This window comes from Achromobacter mucicolens (genome assembly GCF_029866465.1).
GTDB lineage: Bacteria > Pseudomonadota > Gammaproteobacteria > Burkholderiales > Burkholderiaceae_B > Achromobacter > Achromobacter mucicolens.
Genome location: NZ_CP123364.1, coordinates 2679716 through 2702835 on the forward strand (window position 1 = coordinate 2679716; position 23120 = coordinate 2702835).

Genomic DNA, 23120 nt, shown 5'->3' on the forward strand with positions numbered 1-23120 from the left:
CGCACTGGGCCCTTCAGGGCCCCCGGCGCACCAGCGTGGATTTGCCGAACAAGCTTTCGATGAGGTCCACCGCCAGCTCGGCCGTCCGGTTGCGCACGTCGAGCGCGGGATTCAGTTCCACCACGTCCAGCGAACGCATTAGACCGGTGTCGGCAATCATCTCCATGCAAAGCTGCGCTTCGCGATAGGTGGGGCCGCCCATTACCGTGGTGCCGACTCCCGGCGCGATCTCGGGGTCCAGAAAGTCGACGTCGAAGCTCACGTGCAGGTGCGTGTCGGCGTCCAGGCCGGCCAATGCGGCCTGCATGGTGGCGCGCATGCCCATCTCGTCCAGGTAGCGCATGTCGAAGACCTCGAGGCCAGCCTCGTGCAGCAGGCGTTTTTCGCCCGGGTCGACGCTGCGGATGCCGATCTGGCGCACGCAGGACGGCTCGATGTCCGGGCATTCGCCGGACATGCCGATCAGCGGCGCCGGCCCGTTGCCGCACAGGCAGGCCACGGGCATGCCATGCAGGTTGCCGGTGGGCGTCAGCGCATGGGTGTTGAAGTCGGCGTGGGCGTCCAGCCACAGCACGCGCAGTTTTTTGCCCGCGGCGCGGCAATGGCGCGCGACGGCGCTGACCGAACCGATTCCCAGGCTGTGATCACCACCCAGCAGCACCGGCAGGCGGCCCGCCGCCAGTTCCTCGTGGACCGCATCGTGCACGGCGCGGTTCCACGCGGTCACTTCCTCCAGATGCCGGTAGCCATCCACGGGCGGCAGCCAGGGGTTGGCGGGTCCGTACAGGTTGCCGCGGTCGCGGACCTGAAAACCCAGCGCTTCGATGACCGGGCCCAGGTCCGCGACACGCAGCGCTTCCGGGCCCATCGAGGCGCCGCGGGCGCCGGCGCCGATGTCGGTCGGCGCGCCGATCAAGGTGACGTCGGTGGGCAGGGTTGGGGTGTTCGTCAATTCGCGTGCTCCGTGTTGCGGTTCAAAACTTGCCGTGCGCGGGCGTGAACGTCAGGCCGCCGACAGCACCGCCGCCAGTTGATCGCACGCCCAGTCCACCTCGTCACGCGTGACGATGAGCGGCGGCGACAGGCGCAGGGTATGGCCGTGGGTGTCCTTGACCAGCAAGCCCCTCGCCTGCAAGCGTTCGCACCACAGGCGTGCGCCGCCCGCGTCCGGCTCCAGTTCGACGGCCAGCATCAGGCCGCGTCCGCGGACCTCGCGCACCGGACCGGGCAGGGCGCGCAGGCGCTCCAGGAAGTGGGCGCCAACCACGGCCGCGTTCTCGATCATGCCTTCCTCGGTCAGCACCCGCAACGCGGCGCGCGCGATGGCGCACGCCAGCGGATTGCCGCCGAAGGTGCTGCCGTGCTGGCCGGGCTGGAACACGCCAAGCACGTCCGCGTTGGACAGCACGGCGGATACGGGATAGAAGCCGCCCGACAGCGCCTTGCCGATGAGGGTGACGTCGGCCTCGATGCCTTCGTGTTCCTCGGCCAGCAATTTGCCCGTGCGCCCCAGACCGGTCTGGATCTCGTCCAGGATCAACGTGATGCCGCGCTCCGTGCAGCGCTGGCGCACGCGGCTGAAATAACCCGGCGGCGGCAGCACGACGCCGGCTTCGCCCTGGATCGGCTCGACCAGGAAAGCGACGGTGCGGTCGCTGATGGCGGCGTCAAAGGCCTCAAAATCGCCGAACGGCACGACCTTGAAGCCGGGCGCGAACGGCCCGTAATGGCCATAGGCGTCGGGATCGGTCGAAAACCCCACGATGCCCAGCGTGCGCCCATGGAAATTGTTGGCGCACACGATGATCTCGGCCTGACCCTCCGGCACGCCTCGTACCTCGTAGCCCCACTTGCGCACCGCCTTGATGGCGGTTTCGACGGCCTCGGCGCCGCTGTTCATCGGCAGGATCTTGTGGGCGCCCGTCAGGCGCGCCAGGTCTTCGTAGAAGCCCGCCATCTGGTCATGGCGGAACGCGCGCGAGGTCAGTGTGAGCTTTTGCGCCTGCTCGGTCATGGCGGCCAGGATGCGCGGGTGGCAGTGGCCCTGGTTGACGGCGGAGTACGCGGCCAGGCAGTCCATATAACGGCGGCCGTCGACGTCATGGACCCAGACGCCGCTGCCGCGCGCCAGCACGACATCCAGCGGATGGTAGTTGTGCGCGCCCAACTGGTCTTCGATGCGGTCGCGGCGGCTGGCCGCTGACTGCGCGCTGGGCTGGGGGGTCATCACGGCACTCATGAACGTCTCCCAAGGGCGTACTCAGGCCATCTTAGCGCCGCCGGGGCGGCTTGGCATTGCCATTGCGTGACAAAGGCCTTTCTGGGGCCTGCGGCGCCAGGTGCTGCACAATAGCGCCTGTGCCGGACCGTCGTCCGGCGTTCCGATTCTGTGGATGGCTGACATGCTTGTGCACCAATTGCTTAAGAAACTGACGCGGGGGGCCGCGGTGGCGGCGCTGGGATTGGCTGTGATTGCGCCCGCAGCCGCGCAGGAACAGCCCCTGCGCATCGGCGTCATCGCCAGCGTGGCCAACGAAGCCACCGAATTGGCCATTGCCGAGGCTAAGCAGCAGGGTCTGGACGTCAAGCTGGTGGAATTCAACGACTGGGTGCTGCCCAATATCGCGGTGGCCGATGGTTCGGTGGACGCCAACTTCTTTCAGCACGCGCCGTTTCTTGAACTCTTCAACCAGCGGCGCGGCGCCAACCTGCAACCCATTGCATACGGCTATTCCACGACCATCGGGCTCTTTTCCAAGAAGCTGAAAAAGGGCGATCCGGTGCCCGAGGGCGCCACGATCGCAGTGCCCAACGACCCGGTCAACACCGGCCGCGCCTTGCTGCTGCTGCAGTCGATGGGGCTCATCACGCTCAAGCCGGGTGTGGCGCATCAGGCCAGCCTGGAGGACGTGGTGGCCAATCCGAAGAAGCTCAAGTTCGTGCAGATCGAAGGCTCGCAGTCGGCCCGCACGTTCGACGATGTGACCGCGTCGGTCACGTACACGACCTTCGCCAAGCAGGCGGGCCTGAACGAGAAGGACGGGCTGGCCTTCGACAATACGGACCCCGACAGCATCCGGCGCTACGCCATCCGCTGGGTGGCCAAGCCCGAAAAAGCGCAGGATCCGCGCCTTTTGACGTTCATTGCCATTTATCAGAACTCGCCTGAAGTGAAGGCCACGCTCAAGCGTCTTTACGGCGACCTCATTTCCTTCCCCTGGTAAGGGGGCATTCCATGTCTGACCTCGATGACCGCGACCGGAAACTCTTGACGCTGTTGGCCGACGACGCCACGCCCAGCTATGCGGAGCTGGGCAAACTGCTCAACCTGTCGGCGCCCGCCGTGCACGAACGGGTCAAGCGGCTCAAGCGCGACGGCCTCATCAAGGGCATTGCCGCCAAGCTCGATGGCGCGAAGATGGGCCGGCCGCTGCTGGCCTTCGTGCATGTGGACACGATCAACTGGACCATCACCCAACAGGTGCTGGGTCTGGCCGAACTGAACGAAGTCGAAGAGATCCACACCATCACGGGCAAGAGCGCCATGCTGCTGAAGGTAAGGGTGCGCGACACCCAGGCGCTGGAACTGCTGCTGGCCCGTATCCATCAGATCGAAGGCATCAGCAACACCACCAGCGACATCGCGCTGACCAGTTATCTGGAGCGCGGACCGCTGCCCGAGGCGGCCTGAGCGGCCGCCTTGCGGTCAGCGCGACGAAGCGGCGCGCAGCCGCAGCCGCGTTATCTCAGACGGCGCCCACAGGCGCTTTGGCGGCCCCCAGTAACCGGTGCCGCGGCTCGTGTAGACCCACATCTTTCCCAGCCGGTGCAGCCCGGCGGTGAAGGGCTGCTGGAACCGCACGAAGAATCCCCACGGAAAGAATTGCCCGCCATGGGTATGGCCGGAGAGCTGCAGCGTGTAGCCCGCCGGCTCGGCCGCGACCGCGCTGCGCGGCTGGTGCGCAAGCAGAATCCGGACCGCGGCGTCGGCGGGCGCGCCGGCCAGCGCCGCCGTGGGATTGCTGCGCTGATGCGGATCGCAGGCCCCGGCGCTGTAATCCGTGACGCCCGCCACCACTACGGGCAGGCCCGACGGATGGATCACGGCGTGTTCGTTCAGCAGGACGCGCAGGCCGAGGCGGCGGAACTCCGCAATCCACGGGGCCGCGCCCGAATAGTATTCATGGTTGCCGGTGACCAGGTACACGCCGAAAGGCGCGCGCAGATCGCCCAGGGGCCGGGACTGGGCGGCAAGCTGCTCGACGCTGCCGTCGACCACGTCGCCCGTGATGGCGATCATGTCGGGCAGCTGTTCGTTGACCGCGTCGACGATGGCCTGGACATAGCGGCGCTTGATGGTCGGACCGACGTGGATGTCGCTGATCTGCACGATGGTGAAGCCGTCAAGATCCTGCGGCAGGCCGGCAATGGGCACGTCCACATCGACCACGCGTGCGCGCCGCCGCGCGTTGTAAAAGCCCGCCAGCGTGCCGGCCAGCGCAAGCACGATGACTGTCCATGCGCTGGCGCGCCGCAGTTCGGTCCAGGGCAGGTTGGCGCCCGCCGCCAGGTTGCCCAGCCACAGGATCAGTAGAAGTGCGTCGCGCAGCACCGTCAGCACGAACAGCGACGAGAACAGCCCCATTGCCAAAAGGCCGACCCAGGCGATGCGGTCGCCCCATGGCGGGTTGACGGACGAACGCGCCAGCATGCCCATCGGGATCAGCACGCACGACAGCACCAGGAAAAGAATGGCGGCGGCGTCGCCTTCGCGGCCAAGCAGCAGATCGGGAATCAGGCGGGCGCCGACGTACACATGGGCGAGGGCGCCCAGGGTCAGGAACCGCAGGAAGAATGAGGATTGGCGTAGGGACACGGCAGCGGGCAGGCACGCCGCGGAAGGACGCGCAGGAAACGAGGGAACCGCCATTCTATGCCCCGCCGGCACCTGACGCGTTGCATCGCGCGCCGGTCTGGTCAGGCCGGCAGCTCGCCTTCCCGGCAGATGAGGCTGGCGTCCATTTCATCAAGCCGGTTGATGCCCAGCATCGCCATGTTGCGGTCGACCTCGGCGCGCAGCAATCCGATGGCGTGCGCGACGCCCGCCTGTCCGCCCACCGCCGCGGCGTAGTTGAACGGGCGGCCGACGAACACGCAGCGCGCGCCCAGCGCAAGCGCCTTGAGCACATCCGTGCCGCGCCGCACGCCGCTGTCCATCATCACCGTCATCGCGCCTGCTTGCGCCACCACGCCCGGCAGCGCGCGCAGCGGCGAGATCGCGCCATCAAGCTGGCGCGCGCCGTGGTTGGACACGATGATGCCGTCCGCGCCATGCTGGCGAGCCAGCGCCGCGTCGCGCGGATGCAGGATGCCCTTGATGATGAGCGTGCCCGGCCATTGCCTGCGGATGCGCGCGACGTGCTCCCAGCTAAGGTGGTCGCGCGCCGTGAAGTCGCGCAGCACCGACGCGGAGACGATGGGCGCGCCGCGCGTGGCAAAGGAATTTTCAAAGTGCGGCATGCCGTGCGCCAGCAGCGTGCGCAGGAACGTGCCGGCCAGCCAGCGCGGGCGCGCCAGGCCGTCCAGCGCGAGGCGCAGGCTGGGCTTGAGCGGCGTGGAAAACCCCGTGCGCACGTTGTTCTCGCGGTTGGCGGACACGGGGATGTCGACGGTCAGCACCAGCGTCTCGAAGCCCGCGCGCCGCGCGCGTTCGATCAGCGCATCGATCTTGGCGGGATCGCCGGGCAGATAGGCCTGGAACCAGGTGCCGGGCGCTTCTTCAATGACGGCTTCAAGCGGGATCAGCGACGTGCCGCTCAGGATCGCAGGCACGTTCTGCTCGCGCGCCGCGCGGGCCAGCACGATGTCGCCCCGGTAGGCCGACAGCGCGCTGATGCCCATGGGCGCGATGCCAAACGGCGACGCGTAGGTGCGGCCGAACAGTTCGGTCTGTTGCGTGCGCCGCGAGACATCGACCAGGACGCGCGGGGTGAACGCGTACTGGGCGAACGCGTCGCGGTTGCCCTTGAGCGATTGGTTGTCTTCGGCCGCGCCGGCGATGTAGCCGAAGATGGGGCGCGGGAGCCGGCGGCGCGCGGCAGTCTCGAAATCGTCCAGGGAAAGCATGCGCCCCAGTGCGCGGGACAGCGGACGGGCAGTGGCGCGAGGCGCGGCAGCGGGCAGGGCGGTCGTGGTCATGGCGGGCCGGTAAAAGCCCGTAATCTAACAACGCCCGTTTGCGACTGAAAGCGAATAAAACAAAAGCCGCTTGTTCGCTTTAGGCGAAAAAGCGGCGTCGGGGTGATTTACACCTGGACGGGCAGCGCCAGCAGTTCGCCCATGCGTACCGGACCCAGCACGGACGGCGTGTCGGCCCAGCGGATCTTGTCCGGCCCGAACAGCACGATGGCCGTGGAGCCCAGCTTGAAGCGGCCCATTTCGGCGCCTTTCTCAAGATGGATGGGCGCGCGGGCGGCCGCGTCGTAGCGCACGGACTTGATGCGGCGCTTGTGCGGGGTGACCAGACCCGCCCACACGGTTTCGATGGACGCCACGATCATCGCGCCCACCAGCACGACCGCCATGGGACCGTGTTCGGTATCGAAGATGCAGACCACGCGCTCGTTTCGCGCGAACAGGCGCGGCACGTTGCGGGCGGTCAGGGGATTGACGGAAAACAGACGGCCCGGCACATGGATCATTTCGCGCAGCGTGCCGGCGACGGGCATGTGCACGCGGTGATAGTCCTTGGGCGACAGGTAGATGGTGGCGAACTGTCCGCCCTGGAAGGGCGCGGCGCGCTCGGTGTCGCCGCCCAGCAGGTCGGCAAGCCCGTAGCTGTGACCCTTGGCCTGGAAAATGCGGCCCTGTTCGATGGCGCCCATCTGGCTGATGGCGCCGTCGGCCGGGCACACCACCGCGCCCGGCTCTTCGTCCAGCGGCCGCGCGCCGTCTTTCAGCGCACGCGTGAAGAAGTCATTGAAGCAGTCGTAGGCCAACGGGTCTTCTTGCAGCGCCTCGCTCATGTTCACGCCGTACTTGCGGACGAAACGCGAGATCATCCAGTTCTTCACCGCGGGTTCGCGGCAGTCCGATGCGTATCCGAAGAAGCGCGACACCAGGTGGTGCGGCGCGAGATACTGGCTGGCAAGAAAAAGTTGGTCTTTGATAGGCATCTAGGGCGCTAAAAAACGCGTCCCGCATGCAGCGGGACGTGGTTGAAGGTGCCGCGCGGGCCAGGTTGAAGCTGCAGTCCGGCAATTCGGCGCGATTGTAACGCGGTTGGCCGGACGCGGCGCGCAAAAACGCTTAGGCGGCCTTGGCGGCCAGCTTGGTCTTGTAGAGCCAGTCCTTGTAGTCGTCCAGGTCGCCATCGAACGGGTTGACCTTGCCGTCGGCCACGATGATGAACTGGTCGGTGGTGGCGCGCAGCAGGTGGCGGTCGTGCGAGACGAGCACCAGCGTGCCTTCGAACTGCGCCAGCGCGTCGGTCAGGGCCTCGCGGGTTTCCAGGTCCAGGTGGTTGGTGGGTTCGTCCAGCAGCAGCAGGTTGGGGCGTTGCCACACGATGAGCGCGAGCGCCAGGCGCGCTTTTTCGCCGCCGGAGAAGGGGGCGATGGAACTGGTGGCCATCGTGCCGTTGAAGTTGAAGCTGCCCAGGAAGTTGCGCAGTTCCTGTTCGCGCACGGTGGGTGCGATCTTGGTCATGTGCCATAGCGGCGATTCATCGTGGCGCAGCATCTCGACCTGATGCTGGGCGAAGTAGCCGATGGACAGCCCCTTGTTGAACTGCGTCTCGCCGGCAAGCGATTCGATCTCGCCGGCAATGGTCTTGATGAAGGTCGACTTGCCCGCGCCGTTGATGCCCAAGAGACCGATGCGCTGGCCCGCCTGCAGCGAAAAGTTGATGCCCGACACGATGATCTTGTCGGACACGGCTTCGGTGGCTTCGTCCTCGATGCGATAGCCCGCGCTGACCTTGTCCATCGTCAGCAGCGGATTGGGGGCGCGCAGCGGCTCGCGGAACTCGAACGAGAATTCGGCGGCGGCGCGCAGCGGCGCCACTTCTTCCATGCGCGCCAGGGCCTTGATCCGGCTCTGCGCCTGCCGCGCCTTGCTGGCCTGCGCCTTGAAGCGGTCGATGAACGATTGCAGGTGCGCGCGCTGGCGCATCTGCTTTTCCATCATGCCTTGCGCCAGTTCAAGCTGCGCGGCGCGCTGGCGCTCGAACGACGAGTAATGGCCGGAGTAGCGCTTGAGCTTGCGTTCGTCGATGTGGACGATCACGTTCACCACGCCGTCCAGGAAATCCCGGTCGTGCGAGATGACGATGAGCGTGCCCGGATAGCGCTTGAGCCAGTCTTCCAGCCAGATGATGGCGTCCAGGTCCAGGTGGTTGGTGGGCTCGTCGAGCAGCAGCAGGTCGGACGGACACATCAGCGCCTGCGCGAGGTTCAGGCGCATGCGCCAGCCGCCGGAAAAACTCGTGAGCGGCAGGTGCATTTGCGCCTGCGTGAAGCCCAGGCCGGTCAGCAACTGCTCGGCGCGCGAATGCACCGTGTAGGCATCGGCGTCGGCCAGCGCGGCGTAGATCTCGCCCATGCGCAGACCGTTCTCCGCGCTTTCCGGCTCGGCTTCCAGCGCGGCCAGTTCCGCTTCCAGCTTGCGCAGCGTGGTGTCGCCGTCGATGGCGTACTCGATGGCGGGGCGATCCAGCGCGGGCGTCTCCTGCGCGACGTGCGCCACGCGCCACGACGCGGGATAGTCCAGGTCGCCCTGGTCGGCGTGCAGCGTGCCGCGCAACAGGCCGAACAGGCTCGACTTGCCCGCGCCATTGGCGCCGATGAGGCCGATCTTGTCGCCGGGGTTCAGAAGCAGGTCGACCTTGTCGAGCAACGGCTTGACGCCGCGCATGAGTGAAACTTGTTGGAAGCGGATCATGACTACGAAACGGGATGGCGCGACGGGCGCGCGGCAAGGCGCCGGCCAGCGGCGCGGTGCAAAGGGCGGAAAGCGGGGCGGGAGGGCGCGCGCAACATGCGCGCCGGCGCGAAGCATGAACGGAATGGAAGCAACCCAACTCCGAACGCGAGGGGGGATTGTACCCGGGCGGGCAGCTCTGGGCGGGCAGCTCCGGGCGGGAAGCTCCGGGCGGGAAGCTCCGGGCGGGCAGCCTCAGACGGGCGCCTCCCGCCGCGTCTTGCCCTTAAGCCGCGCCGATCGCCTGCGCCAGCGCCAGCACGCGCTCGGCCTCTTGCGCGTGCAGGTTCTCGACCAATGCGCCGTCCACGACCGCGACGCCCTTGCCCTCGGCCTGCGCCGCGGTCCATGCCTCGAGGCGCCGGCGTGCGGTGTCCAGTTCCTCGGGCGTCGGCGCGAAGGCCGCATTCGCGGCGGCGATTTGCCGCGGATGGATCAGCGTCTTGCCGTCAAAGCCTTGATCGCGGCCTTGCCGGCATGCGCCTTGCAGCCCGGCGTCGTCGTTCAGGTCCAGGTGCACGCCGTCCAGCACGGCCAGGCCGTGTGCGCGGGCCGCCATGACGGCAAGCGAGCGCGCCAGCAGCGTCTCGTCGCGAGAAGGCGTGTGACGCGCGTGCAGGTCCTTGACCAGATCCGATGTGCCGACGACGATGGCGGCCAGCCGCGCGTGACCGCCTGCAATGGCGTCCATACGCAGAAAGCCAAGCGGCGTTTCGGCCATGGCCCACAGCGGCAGGTCGGCGGGCGCGCCTGCCGCGTCCAGCGCCTGCGCCAGCGCCGCCAACTGGGCCGGACTCTCGACCTTGGGCAGCAGCACGGCATCGGCGCCGGCCTGCGCAATGGCGCGCACGTCGTCCAGGCCCCAGGGCGTATCCAGTGCGTTGACGCGCACGATGCATTCGCGCCGCCCGTAGCCGCCTTCCCGGAGCGCGGCGGCAACCTGTGTCCGGGCCTGCGCCTTGGCATCGGGCGCCACCGCGTCTTCCAGGTCCAGGATCAGCGCGTCCGCGTCGAGCGTGCGCGCCTTGTCGAGCGCGCGCGCGTTGGCGCCAGGCATGTAGAGAACGGAACGGCGGGGGCGGAGCGGGGCGGTCATGGCGGTCTCAGGATTTGGGCAGGCTGCCCACGATGGTGACGGGCGTGGTGCAGACATAGCCCACGCCATAGACCGTGCGTATGCCCAAGTCGCCGCCGGCCAGCGCGCGCAGCTTGCGCCGCAGCCGGTGCATGTGGGCATCCAGCCGATGCGTGTCGTAGGCCTCGACGCTTGCGCCCAGCGCTTCGACGAGGCGCGCGCGCGTCAGCGGCAGCGGCGCGGCCTGGATCAGCGCGCCGATCAGCCGGCTTTCGGTGTCGGTGATGTCGACGCTGATCTGGCTGGGCGTGGTCAACGTGCGGCGCGCCGGGTCAAAACGCCAGGCGTCCGACTGCGCGTCCTCGGTGTCGGCGGCCGGCACGACGCGCAGGCGCCGGGACAGCGCCACCAGGGTGGCCCCCAGCTCGGCCAGGTTCACGGGCTTGGTCAGGTAGTGGTCGGCGCCCAGGCTCAGGCCCGATACCTTGTCTTCGCTCAAGAGCCGCCCGGTGAGCATGATGATGCCCATGGACGGATACGTGGTGCGCAGGTGCGATACGCGCGCCAGCCCGTCGCCGTCCGGCAGCATGGCGTCCAGCACGAGGATGGCGGGGGTGACGGTAAGCAACAGGCTGTCCAGCTCGGCCAGCGAGCCCGCAGTGAGGATGGCTTTGTCCAGGCCCAGGTCCTGGATGTACTCGGCGATGGAATCGCGCCAATCTCCGTGGTCGTCCACGACGATGATCGTCACGGCGCGGCGCGCTTGCGCGCTCCTCTGGCGAACAGGGATGTTCTCGTCATGCTATGAATTCGATAGGGGGCCGCGTGCGCGCGGAAATCAGGGGATGACGGTGTGCGTATCCCGCGTGCTTGCGCGCAGAATATCATCCCCGCCGTTGCGGCGGCGCGTCATGGATCAAGGAGGCGATCCAGACCGTGGGCAAAAAGGGGCTGGTCAAAAATTGCGCAGCCCGGTGCGCATCGCCCGAAAGGCCATCAGCCGTGCGTTTGCGTTTTTCTTATCCACAAATTCTGTGGATAAGAAAAACAGCGCGGATACCGTCCTGGCCGACTAAGGGAGTAATTCGACCGGCACGCCATCGGGCACTTTGCGCATCCGATCGCGTTCGATCCGGCCCGGTGCAAAGCGCGTCTTGCGCGCAGCAGCATTTTGCAGCAGCACCGACAGCACCGAACCCTTGTCCTGGATCCATCGCGTCTTGCCCCGCAACAGCTTCACCGCGTTCTCGGCCGTGCCCAGGCGGTAGGACATGGCGTTGATCTCGATGGAGGATTTGCCGTTGAACAGCGATTCGTCGATTTCGGTGATGGCGGCCGCATCGAGATTGTTGCTTTCGTGGTCGATCCGGTACACGTACTTGAAGCCGTGAAACGGATCCTGCACGACGATGAGTTTTTCCGATCCGGAAACGTCGGACATCATGCCGAGGATGCGCGACTCAACCATCTGGTTGCCGCGTTGTTCTTCGGTGTAGATGAAAATGCTGTGGCGCACGGGGGGCGATGCGGCCGGCGCGGCCGCGACAAGGCGAGAACGATCCATACCTGAGCGAAGGGAAGCGGGGAGGGGTCGAGAGACCCCGAAGGCCCGCATGATACCAATTGTTTCAGGAATGTGCTGTAACAGCAGCGGCCGGCCGCTGCCCGGCCACAGGATCAGCCGCGGGCGGCCAGCTTTTCGCGGCGTTGGCGCACGGCCAGCGCCAGCGCTGCCAGCACGGGCTCGGTCTGCGTCCAGCCCAGGCATGCGTCGGTAATGGAGACCCCGTGACGCAGCGGTTCGCCGGGCTTGAGGTCCTGGCGGCCTTCCTCGAGGTGGCTTTCGATCATGACGCCGGTGATGCGGCTGTCGCCCTGGGCGACCTGGGCGGCGATGTCGTTGGCCACGTCGATCTGGCGCACGTGCGACTTGTTGGAGTTGGCGTGCGAACAGTCGATCATGACCTGTTCGCGCTGGCCGGCCTTGCGCAGGGCGGCGCAACACGCGTCCACGCTGGCGGCATCGTAGTTGGGGCCTTGCTTGCCGCCGCGCAGGATCACGTGGGTGTCCTGATTGCCGCGGGTTTCGAAGATGGCGGCCATGCCCATCTTGGTCATGCCCATGAACGCATGCTTGGCGCTGGCGGCGACCATGGCGTCGGCTGCGATCTGCACGCCGCCGTCGGTGCCGTTCTTGAAGCCCAGCGGGCAGCTCAGGCCGGAGCTGAGCTGGCGATGGCTGGGGCTTTCGGTCGTGCGCGCGCCGATGGCGCCCCACGCGATCAGGTCGGCGATGTACTGCGGGCTGAGCAGGTCGAGGAATTCGGTGGCAATCGGCAGACCCAGGCCGCCGATGTCCAGCAGCAGCTCGCGGGCGCGGCGCAGGCCTTCATTGATGCGGAAGCTGCCGTCCAGGCGCGGGTCGTTGATGTAGCCCTTCCAGCCGACGGTGGTGCGGGGCTTTTCGAAATACACCCGCATGACGATCAGCAGATCCTTCTTGTGCTCATCGGCGGCGGCGCGCAGCTTGCGCGCGTACTCCATGGCCTGCGCGTGATCGTGGATGGAACACGGGCCCACCACCAGCACCAGCCGGTCGTCCCGGCCGTGCAGCACGTCCGCGATCTCGGCGCGGCTTTGCTCGACGAGGTTCTGGATGCCGGGCGACACCGGCAGCTCATCCTGCAGCAACGCAGGGGAAATTAGCGGACGCACCGCGCTGATGCGGGTGTCGTCGGTGCGGGTGTTGTCCTGGGTGGCGTCGGCGGCGCCGACCTCGCGGTCGTGCATGGGGTCGTCAATGCGGGTCAAGGGAAAGCTCCGTGCCGTAGATGCGGGAAAGTCCGCCATTATCGCACCCGCGGACGGTGGAGGCGGATGGGTGGCATCGCCACGCCCGCTTGCGGGGACAGGCCCCAATGTATGGAGCCGGACGGCAGATAATCCGGCAGCTACGTCTATCGGCGGCGAACTGAATTAACCCGTTATCGATAAGGACACTTTTCGCGCGGATGCCTTAGCATTGATGCACGCTCTCAGCAGGCCGGCGCTGCCGGCCAGCAGCAGGCGCAGGCGGGGGCCGCGCACGGCTTCTTTCCGTAGGCACCGTTCAGGACGGTCAGCAATGCCAAAACCCGATGCCGGATCGTCCCGACGGATTCTTCTTGTAGAAGACCATCCCGTCGAACGCGCCTATCTGCAGAATATGTTGCTGGCATTGGGCTACCGCCGCGTGGCGGGCTTGGGAAGCAGCATCGAGGCGGTAGGCGCGATCACGCGCCAAAACCATGACGTGCTCATCAGCGACATCGTGATGGGCGAGGGCGACGGCACACGCCTTCCCAACGACCTGCGGCGGCTGGTGGATGCCGGGCGCTTGAAGAGCATGCCGCCGATCATCTGGATCAGCAGCCTGAGCGACGAATTGCTCCAGTCGCATGTGCGGTTGGCCCTGCAGGCCGGTTGCCCCTCCGCGCAGGCGCTTTCAAAGCCCGTGTCGCGCGTGGCGATGCAGCAGGCCATCAAGAACGCGCTGCGCAGCATCGACGACGAGTCGGCCTCGCCGGACAAACCCAAGTCCGTGCGGCGCGAGGTGATGGAGGCGGCGCTGAGCCAGGCGCTGCTCTCGGGCACCAACATGAGCGTGGTGCTGCAACCCCAGATCAGCCTGTCGACCGGGCATGTGGTGGCGGCCGAAGCGTTGTCGCGCTGGGTGGATCCGAAGCTGGGCGCGATCTCGGCGGCGGACTTCGTGCCTGCGGCGCATCGGCTGGGCATGGACCGCATGTTGTTCAGCCGCGTCACCGACCGCGTGCTGGAGGTGTTGCGCCGGCTGCAGGACGCGGATGTCGCGGTGCCGATCGCGATCAACGCGTCGGCCTCCACGCTGTGCTCGCGCGACCTGCCCGGCCTGCTGGAGCAGAAGGTGGGGCAGGCGGGGCTGCCGGCCCGTCTGATCAAGGTCGAACTTACCGAAGACGAGCCCGTGACCGACTGGCTGGCGCTGTCGTCCACGTTGAACCTGTTGCGCGTGCGCGGCTTCGAGCTGGCCATGGACGACTTTGGCGCGGGCATCGCCTCCATGCGCCTGTTCTCGGCAATGCCCTTCAACGAACTGAAGATCGACCGGGACTTCATCGTCCACATGCACCGCGAGCCTGCCTCGCGTGCCGTCGTGGCGGCGGCGATCGAAATGGGGCGGGTGCTGGGCCGGCGCGTGGTTGCCGAAGGGGTGGAGCAGGAGCGCGACGTGCAGCTGCTTCGCGAACTGGGATGCGACCTGGCGCAGGGCTATGGGATTTCGATGCCGTTGTCCCCGGACGAATTCATCGCGTATTGCCGGGCGCATTGAGCGCGGGCGGCGTGGCATTTTTTGCCGGGATGGGCTTGATTCGCGTCAAAGGACGGCCCCGATACCCGAAATAGCGGCTCTGGGCGAAACTACCATTATGTCTGCGGCCTGTCTCGGTTCGGCACGGCCGCCGATTTACTGGGAGCGATGCCAATGCGCCGAATCCTTTTCACGATCCTCGCCGTCAGCGTCCTGGCCTGGGCGCTCGCCTTGCGGCTGCAGCCGCCCGCCGCCTTCAACGTATGGACGTGGCGCGACCAACTGATTTTGCTGACCGGTTTGGCGGCTTATGTGCTGATGGCGCTCATCATGCTGCTGTCGGTCAGGCCGGTCTGGCTGGAGAAGCGGCTGGATGGCCTGGACAGGATGTACCGGCTGCACAAGTGGTGCGGCATCCTGGCCACCGCGCTGGCGGCGGCGCACTACCTCATCAAACTCGCCAAGCCGCTGCTGCTGGCCATCTTCGATCCGGTTCCCAAGACGCCCCGTGCCGCGGCCATGCTGGACATGTTCCGGGGATCGGCCAAGGATCTGGGCGAGTACGCCGTCTGGATTCTGGTGGCGATGGTGCTGTTGACGCTGTGGCGGCGGTTCCCGTACCACGTGTGGCGCCAGGTCCATCGCATTGCCGCCGTGATCTTCCTTGTGGCGGCGTTTCATGGCGTCGTGCTCACGCCCGCCGCGTGGTGGTCGCAGCCGGCGGGGTGGCTGGTTGGCCTTGCGACCGCGGTGGGATCGGTCTGCGCGGTCATGGCGCTGACGGGCCGCATCGGGCGGGCGCGGCGCTACAAGGGCACCGTGCTGGAGGTGCAGCATCTGTCGGATGACATCCTGCGCGTGACCTGTCGTGTCCAGGGCGATTGGCATCACCGCGCCGGCCAGTTCGCCTTCCTGACCGCGGATCGCAAGGAAGGCGCGCACCCCTTCACGGTGTCGGGCGCCGACGATGGCTCGGGCAGGGTGCAGTTTTCGATCAAGGCGCTTGGCGATTACACGCGGCGCCTGCAGAAAAGCCTGGCGGCCGGGCAGGCGGTGACCATTGAAGGGCCATACGGCTGTTTCGACTTTCGCCGGGACGAGGGCCGCCGTCAGATCTGGGTGGGCGCGGGCATCGGCGTGACGCCCTTCATTTCATGGCTCGAGGCCTTGCAGACCCGGCCGGCGGACGCGCCCGACGCCACCTTGTATTACTGCGCCCGCAATGCGGCCGATGCGCCTTTCGCCGACCGGTTGCGCCAGTTGTGCGCGCGCGTTCCAAGCGTGAAATTGGACGTGCGCTACAGCGACGAGCACCGGCCCTTGACGGCCGCCGAGCTGGCGCAGGCCAGACAGGAAGGGACGCCCTGGCCAAGTGTCTGGTTCTGCGGTCCCACGGGCTTTGCCGACGCGCTGAAAGACGGCTTGCACCGGCGGGGCATGCCGGTGCGGCAACTGTTCCACCAGGAAGCCTTCCAGATGCGCTAGCGCGTCAGAGGCCGGACACGTCGATATCACCCGGGTAATCCACCGAGAACTTCAACACCGTCTCGCGCGACTTGCCCGGCTCGAGCTCCCAGTCCCACACCAGCTTGCCGTCCTCTTCGCGCTTGATGTCGCGGTCGGCGGGCGACAGCAGCTTGACCACGATTTTCTCGTTGCGCGAGATGGGCAGGTGATCCGTGAAGGTCACCTGTTCCTTGGTCGACTTGTTGTTCTTGACGGTGATCTTGTACTCGTAGGTGACACGCTTGCCGCTGCCCGAAAAGCCGGTGCTCTCGGTGTAGCGGTTGACCAGCTGGCGCTTGATGGAGATGCCCTCGTCCGCGCCCAGCGCCAGCTCCAGCTTTTCGCCGGGCATGACCGCTTTCATGGCACCCGTGGCGACAAAGGCATCGTCCAGGAACGTATTGAGCGGACCCGCCAGGAACGGAAAGTCGGTGTTGTTGCTGGCTTGCGCGGTCAGGTAGACGGTTTCGCGCAGTGCGGGCGTGGATTGGTATTGCAAGGTGGCCGGCAGCTTGGCCGTGGCGATGGCAACGCGCTGCGTGGTGTTGTCCGACAGCAGCGTTGCCGGGTTCTGGATCTGGAACGACGCGCTGGTTGCCGCATTCTGGAGCTGGGCCGTGGACAGCTCGATGGCCTCGGCTTGCGGCTCGGGCAACATGGCGCTGTCTTCCATCTCGCGGCCGCGCGGCGCGCGCTTGGCGTGCATCTCGGCCTGGACGGCAGCAGGGGCCGGCGCGGCGGCGGGACGGGGCGGCGGGGGCGGGGGAGGGGCGGCCACGTCGATGATCCACGGGCGCAGCGTGGGCGCGCCGCCGCCCAGCGACGGCCGGGCCGTGGACAGCGTCAGCTTCACGTTGTTCCAGTCTTCGCCCGTGTTCTGGCGGATGACACCGAAGTAACCAAGGTCCACCTGACGATCGGCCGGACGCAGCCGCGCATCATAGGCGGGCGTCCAGCGCGCGCCCGCCACGGCATACGACAGCGCGAGGTCCAGCTTGCCGGCGCGCGCCATGCCAACGCGCAAGGCGACCTTCTTGGTGCGCCGGCCCGCCTCGCCACGGACCTGGCCAAGCTGGGTTTGCAGCGCCGTCATTTCGCGCTCCAGCGCGGTCTTCTGTTCGGCGACGCGGCGCAGGCCCGCCAGCGTTGTGGCCAGCGACTCGGCGCTTAGCGTCTGGATCGCCTTGAGTTCATCCACGGTGATTCGGGCCCCGTCCTTGGCGGGTTCCGTGGCGCCGCGCTGCATCATCAGGATTAGCTCGCGCTGGTTGTCCAGCACGGCGGCTTCGTCGTCGAGCGCGGCTTGCCGGGCAGTTAGCTTGTCGAGCTGCGCTTCGATCGACCGCACGCGTTCGTTGGCGGTGTCGGTCTGGTAGACGTCGCTGACCTTGACGTCCAGCAGGGTCGCCTGGCCGGTGCTCTTGGCGGACACCTGCAGCGAGTTTTCCTGCAGCGAGGCCGGCAGGTTGTCCAGGATCAGTTCGTGTTCGCCGGCGGCCAGGTCGCTGCTGGCGGCGCGGGTGACGACCGCACGGTCCTGATAGACGGTGACCGCGCCGATGGCGGAGGGCAGCGCGGCGGCAGCGGCGAAGCCGGGAATCGTTGCAAAGGCCAGGGCCAGAAGGGTACGTCTCACGGGGTCACCTTTGAAAAGTTGGGCGCGGCCGGCATCGCGGATTCCAGGGGACGCATCGCCAGCAAGCGCGAAAGTCTAGTCCCAGCCCCGCGCCGCAGGTTTACAGAAAATGACAAACGCGACAGGCCGATACGGCAATCCCCCGGGGCCGGGTTTCATTCCCGCTCGGGATGCGCCAGCCGGCGCAGCATGCCGACGGCGTTTTCGGCGGCTACCGAGCGGTCATGGCGGCGGTAAGCCATGTCCAGCAGCGCATGGGGCGCATCGCCCTTGATGGGACGGTATTCGATGCCCTGGGCGCCCATGTGCCGCATCGCGGCGGGCACGATGGAGATACCCACGCCAGCCGCCACCAGGCTCACGATCGACGCCATCTGCGGCGCTTCCTGGATGACGCGCGGGGCAAAGCCGGCGCGCTGGCAGGCGGACTGGATGGCGTCGTACAGGCCCGCGCCGATGGGCCGCGGATAAAGCACGAAGTCCTCCTCGGCCAGCGCGGCGATCGGGACCGCGCGCTTCCGGCTGAGCGGATGGTCCGGCGGCAGGGCGATCAGCATGGGCTCATCGAGCACCCGCTCCGATTCGAATTCGGCGTCCAGCACATAGGGCGGGCGGACAAAGGCCACGTCCACGTCGCCCGCGCGCAGGCCTCGCAGCAGCGTGACGGTATTGCTTTCGGTGAGCGTGATGCGCACGTCCGGATAGCGGTCGCGAAAAGCGCGGATGGCCCGGGGCAGGTAGGGATGAAAGACGGCCGACGCGGTAAAGCCGACCGTGATGGCGCCGCGTTCGCCGCGCCCCAGCCGCCTGGCCATATCGACGGCGCGGTCGGCGCTGGCCAGGATGGCGCGGGCGTCGTCCAGAAATTGCACGCCGGCTTCGGTCAGCGCGATGCCGCGCGGCAGGCGCAGAAAGAGCGGCGTGCCGATCTCGCGCTCCAATTGCTGGATCTGCTGGCTGAGCGGGGGCTGGCCGATGCCCAGGCGGGCGGCCGCGCGCGTGAAGTGCAGTTCCTCGGCGACGGCGGTGAAATACCGCAAGTGACGCAGTTCCATCGGTTTTAAATATAGACAGGAGCGGTTTCATATATTGGACATATGCAGGGGAAATGTCTACCTTGTTCTCCACGGGCTCCTGCCCGGGTGTTTTTCGAGAATCCTGATGTCTACCCCTTCTGCAAGTCACGCAACAGACCCCGGCGTATCGGCGCCGGCGTATCTGGCGCGCGGCACGCCGGGTCTGCGCCGCGCCCAATGGGCGCTCTTCGCCGCCGGCTTTTCCACGTTTTCGCTGTTGTATTGCGTGCAGCCGCTGATGCCGCTGTTCACCCAGGCTTTCGATGTTTCGCCCGCGCAGAGCAGCCTGGTGCTGTCGCTGTGCACGGGCTTGCTGGCCATCGCCATTTTCTTTGTCGGCCTGTTTTCGGCCGCGCTGCCGCGCAAGCGCGTCATGGCGTGGTCGCTGTTCGCGTCCGCCATTCTTGGCACCATTGCGGCGGTCGCGCCGGACTGGCAGAGCCTGCTGGCCCTGCGCGCCTTGCAAGGGGTGGCGATGGGCGGGGTGCCGGCCGTGGCCATGGCCTATCTGGCCGAGGAGGTCGAACCGGGCACGCTGGGCTTTGCGATGGGGCTGTACATCAGCGGCAGCGCGTTTGGCGGGCTGTCGGGACGGGTGATCACCGGCCTGGTGTCCGATCACTTCGGGTGGCGCGCGGCGATGGGAACGCTGGGGCTGCTGGGCATCGTCGCGGCCATGCTGTTCCTGTGGCTCCTGCCGGCCTCGCGCCGCTTCACGCCGCGGCGCGGCCAAGGGTGGGCAGGCGTCTGGTCGGACGTGCGGGCCGGCGCCGGCGCGCACTTGAAGAATGGGCCGCTGTGCGCACTGTTCGCCATGGGCGGGCTACTGATGGGCGCTTTCGTGGCCGTCTACAACTATGTCGGTTTCCGGCTGTTGCTCCCGCCGTTCTCGCTTAGCCAGACCTTCATCGGCTTCATCTTCGTCGTCTACCTGGTGGGCATCTTCGCATCCACGTGGTTCGGCCGCCTGGCCGACCGTCATGGGCGCGGGGCGATGCTCTCCGCCGCGTCGGGGCTTGCGCTGGCCGGTCTGGTGCTGACGCTCTCGGATTCGCTGCCTGTGCTGGTCGCGGGCATCGTGGTCTTCACGTTCGGCTTTTTTGCCGCCCATGCCGTCGCAAGCGGCTGGGTGGGTCAGATGGCACGAGGCTACAAGGCGCTGGCCGCCTCGTTGTACCTGCTGGTCTATTACGTGGGGTCCAGCGTCCTGGGCGCGCTGGGCGGCCAATTCTGGACGGTTGGCGGCTGGCACGGCGTGGCGGCGATGGCCGGCGGCCTGCTGGCGGCCGCACTGACGATCAGCGCGGGCCTTGCCTGGCGCACGGGGCGCCGTGACCCGGCGGCAGGGGTGGCGGGGCCCGCCTGACCGCCTCTTTTTTCCAGGAAGGGTAGCCTCGCGTTACGCAGGGTTGCCCCAGGCGTGTCCCTATCGCGTACATTCCGTATTGCGATAGGGGGAAACATGCTGACCAAGCAAGACCGCGTGTCCCTGCCATGGACCGACACGCTAGCTCGTCTTGAAGACGAACGCATCATGCTGGAGCGAATCGCTGCCGGCGTGCCGCTCCAGCAGGTGCTAGAACATGTGCTTCACGCCATCGAGGCCCAATCGAGCGTGAAACTTCGCGCGTCCATCGCGCTGGTGGACGACAAGGGGGGCAGGCTGGAGCATGGCGCCGCGCCCAGCCTGCCGGATGAATTCAACGCTGCGGTAAGCGGGATGATGATCGAGCCCGAGGCCGGCCCCTGGGGCGCTGCGGCGCATTCGGGCTGCCCGGTCTACGTGGAAGACATTTCCCGGGATCCTCGCTGGGCCGCATGGCGCGACGTGGCGGCGGCGCACGGCCTGCGTGCCTGTTGGTCGACCCCGATCAAGGCGCCGGACGGGCGGCTGCTGGGCGTGTTCTCCAACTATTACGACGAAAGCCGCCTGCCGTCCGCACACGACATCGACGCCATTGCGCTCGTCACGCGTAGCGCCGCCCTGGCCATCGAACGGCATCTGCTCGACGTGGCCTTGCGCCGCAGCGGCGACCGCTGGCGCGCCATGTTCGAGGGCATGCAGGAGGCATTCTTCCTGGCCGAGGCCTTGCGCGGCGAGGATGGCCGCATTGCCGACTTCCGCTTTCTTGAAGTGAACCCGGCCTTCGAACGCCAGAGCGGCATGCGGGAAGGCGACACGCTGGGTCATACGCTGCGTGAAATGATTCCGGGCGTACCCAGCCAGATCCTGGATACGTTCGCCCAGGTCGTGGAAACAGGCGAGCCGACCCAGTTTGAATTTGCCGTTCCCGCGCCCAACGATGCGTGGTACGAAGCGCGGGCGCGCAAGGAAGGGCCCGACCGGATCATGGCGCTTTTCCTGGACGTCTCCGCGCGCAAGGCCGCCGAGACCGAGCTGTGGGAAGGCCAGCATCGCAAGAATTTCCTGTTGGCGCTGGGCGACCGCATGCGAGAACTGCACCTGCAGGCCGCGATCGAGGAGACCGCCTGCGCGGGGCTGGGGCAGCACCTGTCGCTGGGCCTGGTGGCAGTTCTGGATTGGGCCGGCGACGGCGCGGCGCCCGTCGTGTCCACGTCCTGGCAGTCCGACGTGTACGTGGCGCGCCAGGAGCCGCTGGCGACAGAGCAATTGGGCGACGACTTTTTCGAGGCGGTGCGCAATGGGCGCACAACCTACCTGCAGCCGCTGGTGGCGCAAGAGGGCGGCGACGTCCGGCCGTCGGCCATCGTGGTGCCGATGCGCCGATGGGCGCGGCAGGGCGGGGCGATGGTGGTCCGCCCCTTGTCCAGCAGCCGGCTCAAGCCCGCGGATCTGGCCTTCATCGAAGAAGTGGCCGAACGGATGTGCGATGCCGTCGAGCGGTCGCAGTATGCGCGCATGCTGGAGCAGCGGGTCGAGCACGCCATCGCCGAGCGGGACCGCATCTGGCGGATGTCGCCCGAACTGCTTGCGGTCATCGATGGCCGCGGCAGATTTGCCAGCGTGAATCCGGCGGTGCAAACCATCCTGGGCTGGAACCCCGACCAGTTCCTGTCGATGGGACTGTCAGAGCTGATCCACCCCGATGACCTGGAGGCGACCCGCGCCGCCTGGTCGCCGCAGGCCAAGGCGAACGGCGCGCAACCCGCCCGGCACGTGGAAAACCGGGTATTGCGGCGCGAAGGGGGCTACAGCTGGATCACATGGAGCATGTCGTGGTCCGAGGACAGCCTGTATGTGGCCGGGCGCGACGATTCGGACCTGAAGGCGCAGGCCGAAGCCCTGGCCGACACCGAGAATGCGCTGCGCCAGGCGCAGAAGATGGAAGCGGTGGGGCGCTTGACGGGCGGTATCGCGCACGATTTCAACAACATGCTCCAAGGGATCACGGGCGCGCTGTATCTGGTGCAGCGCAAGCTGACGGCCGGCGTGCCGGAACAGGCGCAGCGTTTCATCACCGTGGCCATGGATTCGGCGAACCGGGCCGCGCATCTGACGCAGCGGCTGCTGACTTTCTCGCGGCGGCAGCCGATCGACCCCAAGCCGTTCAGCGTGGAGGCCACGCTGCATTCCATGACGGACCTGTTTCATCGCTACACCGGCGAGCGTGTGAATCTGGTGTTCGATCTGGAGCCGGGCTTGTGGCCAGTCAACTGCGACCGGAACCAGTTCGAGAACGCAATGCTCAACCTGGTGATCAACGCTTGCGACTCGATGCCGAACGGCGGCGTCTTGACCATTGCCGCGGCGAACACACACCTGGACGCCGCGTCGCTGCGCCAGAACCCGGGTGTAAATCCCGGCGCGTTCGTCGAGGTCACGGTGTCGGACGTGGGATGCGGCATGTCGCCCGACGTGCTGGCGCACGCCTTCGATCCGTTCTTCACGACCAAGCCGCTCGGCGAGGGCACGGGTCTGGGTCTGTCGATGACTTACGGTTTTGCCAAGCAGGCGGGCGGCAGTGCCGTGCTGGAAAGCGCCGAAGGCGTCGGCACGTCGGTTCGCCTCTATCTGCCGCGTCATCAGGGCGTGCCGGAGATGGCGGCCGAAACGCCGCGGGCGACGGGCGCGAAGGCGGCGTCGGCGGGCCAGGCCTTCGTTATCGTCGTGGAAGACGATATGAACGTGCGGGAAATGGTGCGGGAGTCGCTCGTGGACATGGGGCTGCATGTGCTGACGGCCGGCGATGGCGAGGCCGGCCTTGAGCTGGTGACCGCCACGCGCAACCTGAGCCTGCTGGTGACCGACGTGGGCCTGCCCAATTTGAACGGCCGCCAATTGGCCGACGCCGCGCGCGTCGCGCATCCCGGCCTGCGGGTTCTGCTCATGACGGGATACGCCGAAAGCGCGGCCAGTGCGGGCGGGTTCCTGGAAGAAGGCATGGAACTCATCGTCAAGCCGTTCTCGCTGGATGCGCTGGGCGAGCGCGTGCAGCGGATGCTGGAAGAGAGCGCGGGGCCGCAACGGGCACGCTGAGGGTCAAGTGTTCAAACGCAGGTAAAAAATGCCCCGCATGGAGGACTACCAGTAGGGGA

Annotated in this window: 19 protein-coding genes; 7 read left to right on the plus strand and 12 right to left on the minus strand. The window is 67.1% G+C overall.

The features are described 5' to 3' along the window. Positions 1-13: 13 nt before the first annotated feature. Positions 14-952 (minus strand): arginase, encoded by a 939-nt coding sequence (rocF, locus tag QEP15_RS12280; RefSeq protein ID WP_142055354.1) that lies wholly within the window; start codon positions 950-952, stop codon positions 14-16. A 51-nt stretch (positions 953-1003) separates the two neighbouring features. After that, entirely contained in the window at positions 1004-2239 is a 1236-nt protein-coding gene (gene rocD / locus QEP15_RS12285; RefSeq protein ID WP_217472106.1) for an ornithine--oxo-acid transaminase, read from the minus strand. Positions 2240-2402: 163 nt separating this feature from the next. Here rocD and QEP15_RS12290 point away from each other — a divergent pair, with 163 nt between their 5' ends. Continuing rightward, a complete protein-coding gene (locus tag QEP15_RS12290; RefSeq protein ID WP_280148905.1) occupies positions 2403-3224 on the plus strand; it encodes a MetQ/NlpA family ABC transporter substrate-binding protein in 822 nt (273 codons plus the stop codon). Positions 3225-3235: 11 nt separating this feature from the next. Further along, entirely contained in the window at positions 3236-3691 is a 456-nt protein-coding gene (locus tag QEP15_RS12295; RefSeq protein ID WP_056317626.1) for an Lrp/AsnC family transcriptional regulator, read from the plus strand. Positions 3692-3706: 15 nt separating this feature from the next. Here the strand turns inward: QEP15_RS12295 and QEP15_RS12300 are convergent, their stop codons facing one another. The 6 genes from QEP15_RS12300 to QEP15_RS12325 all read right to left on the minus strand — a co-directional run bounded on the left by QEP15_RS12300 (position 3707) and on the right by QEP15_RS12325 (position 10805). Beyond that, positions 3707-4876 (minus strand): metallophosphoesterase, encoded by a 1170-nt coding sequence (locus QEP15_RS12300; RefSeq protein WP_280148819.1) that lies wholly within the window; start codon positions 4874-4876, stop codon positions 3707-3709. 101 nt (positions 4877-4977) lie between these two features. Then, the gene (locus tag QEP15_RS12305) at positions 4978-6198 is read right to left on the minus strand and encodes an alpha-hydroxy acid oxidase (protein ID WP_056317628.1); all 1221 of its coding nucleotides are present in this window, start codon (positions 6196-6198) and stop codon (positions 4978-4980) included. Between the two features lie 107 nt (positions 6199-6305). Beyond that, on the minus strand, positions 6306-7175 hold the full coding sequence (gene asd, locus QEP15_RS12310; RefSeq protein WP_142055348.1) for an archaetidylserine decarboxylase: 870 nt from the start codon (positions 7173-7175) through the stop codon (positions 6306-6308). A 133-nt stretch (positions 7176-7308) separates the two neighbouring features. Further along, entirely contained in the window at positions 7309-8940 is a 1632-nt protein-coding gene (locus tag QEP15_RS12315; protein ID WP_056318739.1) for an ATP-binding cassette domain-containing protein, read from the minus strand. A gap of 265 nt (positions 8941-9205) precedes the next feature. Beyond that, on the minus strand, positions 9206-10075 hold the full coding sequence (locus QEP15_RS12320) for an HpcH/HpaI aldolase/citrate lyase family protein (protein WP_217618031.1): 870 nt from the start codon (positions 10073-10075) through the stop codon (positions 9206-9208). A 7-nt stretch (positions 10076-10082) separates the two neighbouring features. After that, complete coding sequence (locus tag QEP15_RS12325; RefSeq protein WP_056317634.1) at positions 10083-10805, minus strand: response regulator transcription factor; 723 nt, start codon at positions 10803-10805, stop codon at positions 10083-10085. 160 nt (positions 10806-10965) lie between these two features. Here QEP15_RS12325 and QEP15_RS12330 point away from each other — a divergent pair, with 160 nt between their 5' ends. Beyond that, on the plus strand, positions 10966-11130 hold the full coding sequence (locus tag QEP15_RS12330; protein WP_175155444.1) for a hypothetical protein: 165 nt from the start codon (positions 10966-10968) through the stop codon (positions 11128-11130). On the opposite strand, the gene QEP15_RS12335 is transcribed toward QEP15_RS12330, so the two are convergent. Continuing rightward, positions 11127-11618 (minus strand): hypothetical protein, encoded by a 492-nt coding sequence (locus QEP15_RS12335; RefSeq protein ID WP_056317637.1) that lies wholly within the window; start codon positions 11616-11618, stop codon positions 11127-11129. The genes QEP15_RS12330 and QEP15_RS12335 overlap by 4 nt on opposite strands. Positions 11619-11731: 113 nt before the next feature. Continuing rightward, positions 11732-12865: a 3-deoxy-7-phosphoheptulonate synthase gene (locus QEP15_RS12340; protein WP_280148820.1), complete on the minus strand. Its 1134-nt coding sequence runs from the start codon at positions 12863-12865 to the stop codon at positions 11732-11734. A gap of 313 nt (positions 12866-13178) precedes the next feature. Between QEP15_RS12340 and QEP15_RS12345 the strand changes: the two genes are divergently transcribed. Together QEP15_RS12345 and QEP15_RS12350 are read left to right on the plus strand one after the other, a co-directional pair. Continuing rightward, positions 13179-14405, plus strand: a complete 1227-nt coding sequence (locus tag QEP15_RS12345) for an EAL domain-containing response regulator (protein ID WP_217618030.1) — start codon at positions 13179-13181, stop codon at positions 14403-14405. Positions 14406-14558: 153 nt separating this feature from the next. Continuing rightward, entirely contained in the window at positions 14559-15869 is a 1311-nt protein-coding gene (locus QEP15_RS12350; RefSeq protein WP_280148821.1) for a ferredoxin reductase family protein, read from the plus strand. 4 nt (positions 15870-15873) lie between these two features. Here QEP15_RS12350 and QEP15_RS12355 read toward each other — a convergent pair whose 3' ends face one another. Together QEP15_RS12355 and QEP15_RS12360 are read right to left on the minus strand one after the other, a co-directional pair. Next, positions 15874-17526: a mucoidy inhibitor MuiA family protein gene (locus QEP15_RS12355; RefSeq protein ID WP_280148822.1), complete on the minus strand. Its 1653-nt coding sequence runs from the start codon at positions 17524-17526 to the stop codon at positions 15874-15876. A gap of 155 nt (positions 17527-17681) precedes the next feature. After that, positions 17682-18581 carry a LysR family transcriptional regulator gene (locus QEP15_RS12360; protein ID WP_056317651.1) on the minus strand — a complete coding sequence of 300 codons (900 nt, stop codon included), beginning with the start codon at positions 18579-18581 and terminating at the stop codon, positions 17682-17684. Positions 18582-18687: 106 nt separating this feature from the next. Here QEP15_RS12360 and QEP15_RS12365 point away from each other — a divergent pair, with 106 nt between their 5' ends. Both QEP15_RS12365 and QEP15_RS12370 read left to right on the plus strand, forming a co-directional pair. After that, on the plus strand, positions 18688-19968 hold the full coding sequence (locus QEP15_RS12365) for an MFS transporter (protein WP_280148823.1): 1281 nt from the start codon (positions 18688-18690) through the stop codon (positions 19966-19968). 96 nt (positions 19969-20064) lie between these two features. After that, entirely contained in the window at positions 20065-23061 is a 2997-nt protein-coding gene (locus QEP15_RS12370; RefSeq protein ID WP_280148824.1) for a GAF domain-containing protein, read from the plus strand. The last annotated feature ends 59 nt before the right edge of the window (positions 23062-23120 follow it).

Bases quoted from the DNA above. Each gene is read 5' to 3' on its own strand.
- QEP15_RS12330 (WP_175155444.1), top strand. From the start codon at position 10,966: ATGGATCAAGGAGGCGATCCAGACCGTGGGCAAAAAGGGGCTGGTCAA.
- QEP15_RS12365 (WP_280148823.1), top strand. From the start codon at position 18,688: ATGTCTACCCCTTCTGCAAGTCACGCAACAGACCCCGGCGTATCGGCG.
- QEP15_RS12350 (WP_280148821.1), top strand. From the start codon at position 14,559: ATGCGCCGAATCCTTTTCACGATCCTCGCCGTCAGCGTCCTGGCCTGG.
- QEP15_RS12320 (WP_217618031.1), bottom strand. From the start codon at position 10,075: ATGACCGCCCCGCTCCGCCCCCGCCGTTCCGTTCTCTACATGCCTGGC.
- asd (WP_142055348.1), bottom strand. From the start codon at position 7,175: ATGCCTATCAAAGACCAACTTTTTCTTGCCAGCCAGTATCTCGCGCCG.
- QEP15_RS12335 (WP_056317637.1), bottom strand. From the start codon at position 11,618: ATGGATCGTTCTCGCCTTGTCGCGGCCGCGCCGGCCGCATCGCCCCCC.
- QEP15_RS12290 (WP_280148905.1), top strand. From the start codon at position 2,403: ATGCTTGTGCACCAATTGCTTAAGAAACTGACGCGGGGGGCCGCGGTG.
- QEP15_RS12370 (WP_280148824.1), top strand. From the start codon at position 20,065: ATGCTGACCAAGCAAGACCGCGTGTCCCTGCCATGGACCGACACGCTA.
- QEP15_RS12295 (WP_056317626.1), top strand. From the start codon at position 3,236: ATGTCTGACCTCGATGACCGCGACCGGAAACTCTTGACGCTGTTGGCC.
- QEP15_RS12315 (WP_056318739.1), bottom strand. From the start codon at position 8,940: ATGATCCGCTTCCAACAAGTTTCACTCATGCGCGGCGTCAAGCCGTTG.
- QEP15_RS12345 (WP_217618030.1), top strand. From the start codon at position 13,179: ATGCCAAAACCCGATGCCGGATCGTCCCGACGGATTCTTCTTGTAGAA.
- QEP15_RS12305 (WP_056317628.1), bottom strand. From the start codon at position 6,198: ATGACCACGACCGCCCTGCCCGCTGCCGCGCCTCGCGCCACTGCCCGT.
- rocD (WP_217472106.1), bottom strand. From the start codon at position 2,239: ATGAGTGCCGTGATGACCCCCCAGCCCAGCGCGCAGTCAGCGGCCAGC.
- QEP15_RS12360 (WP_056317651.1), bottom strand. From the start codon at position 18,581: ATGGAACTGCGTCACTTGCGGTATTTCACCGCCGTCGCCGAGGAACTG.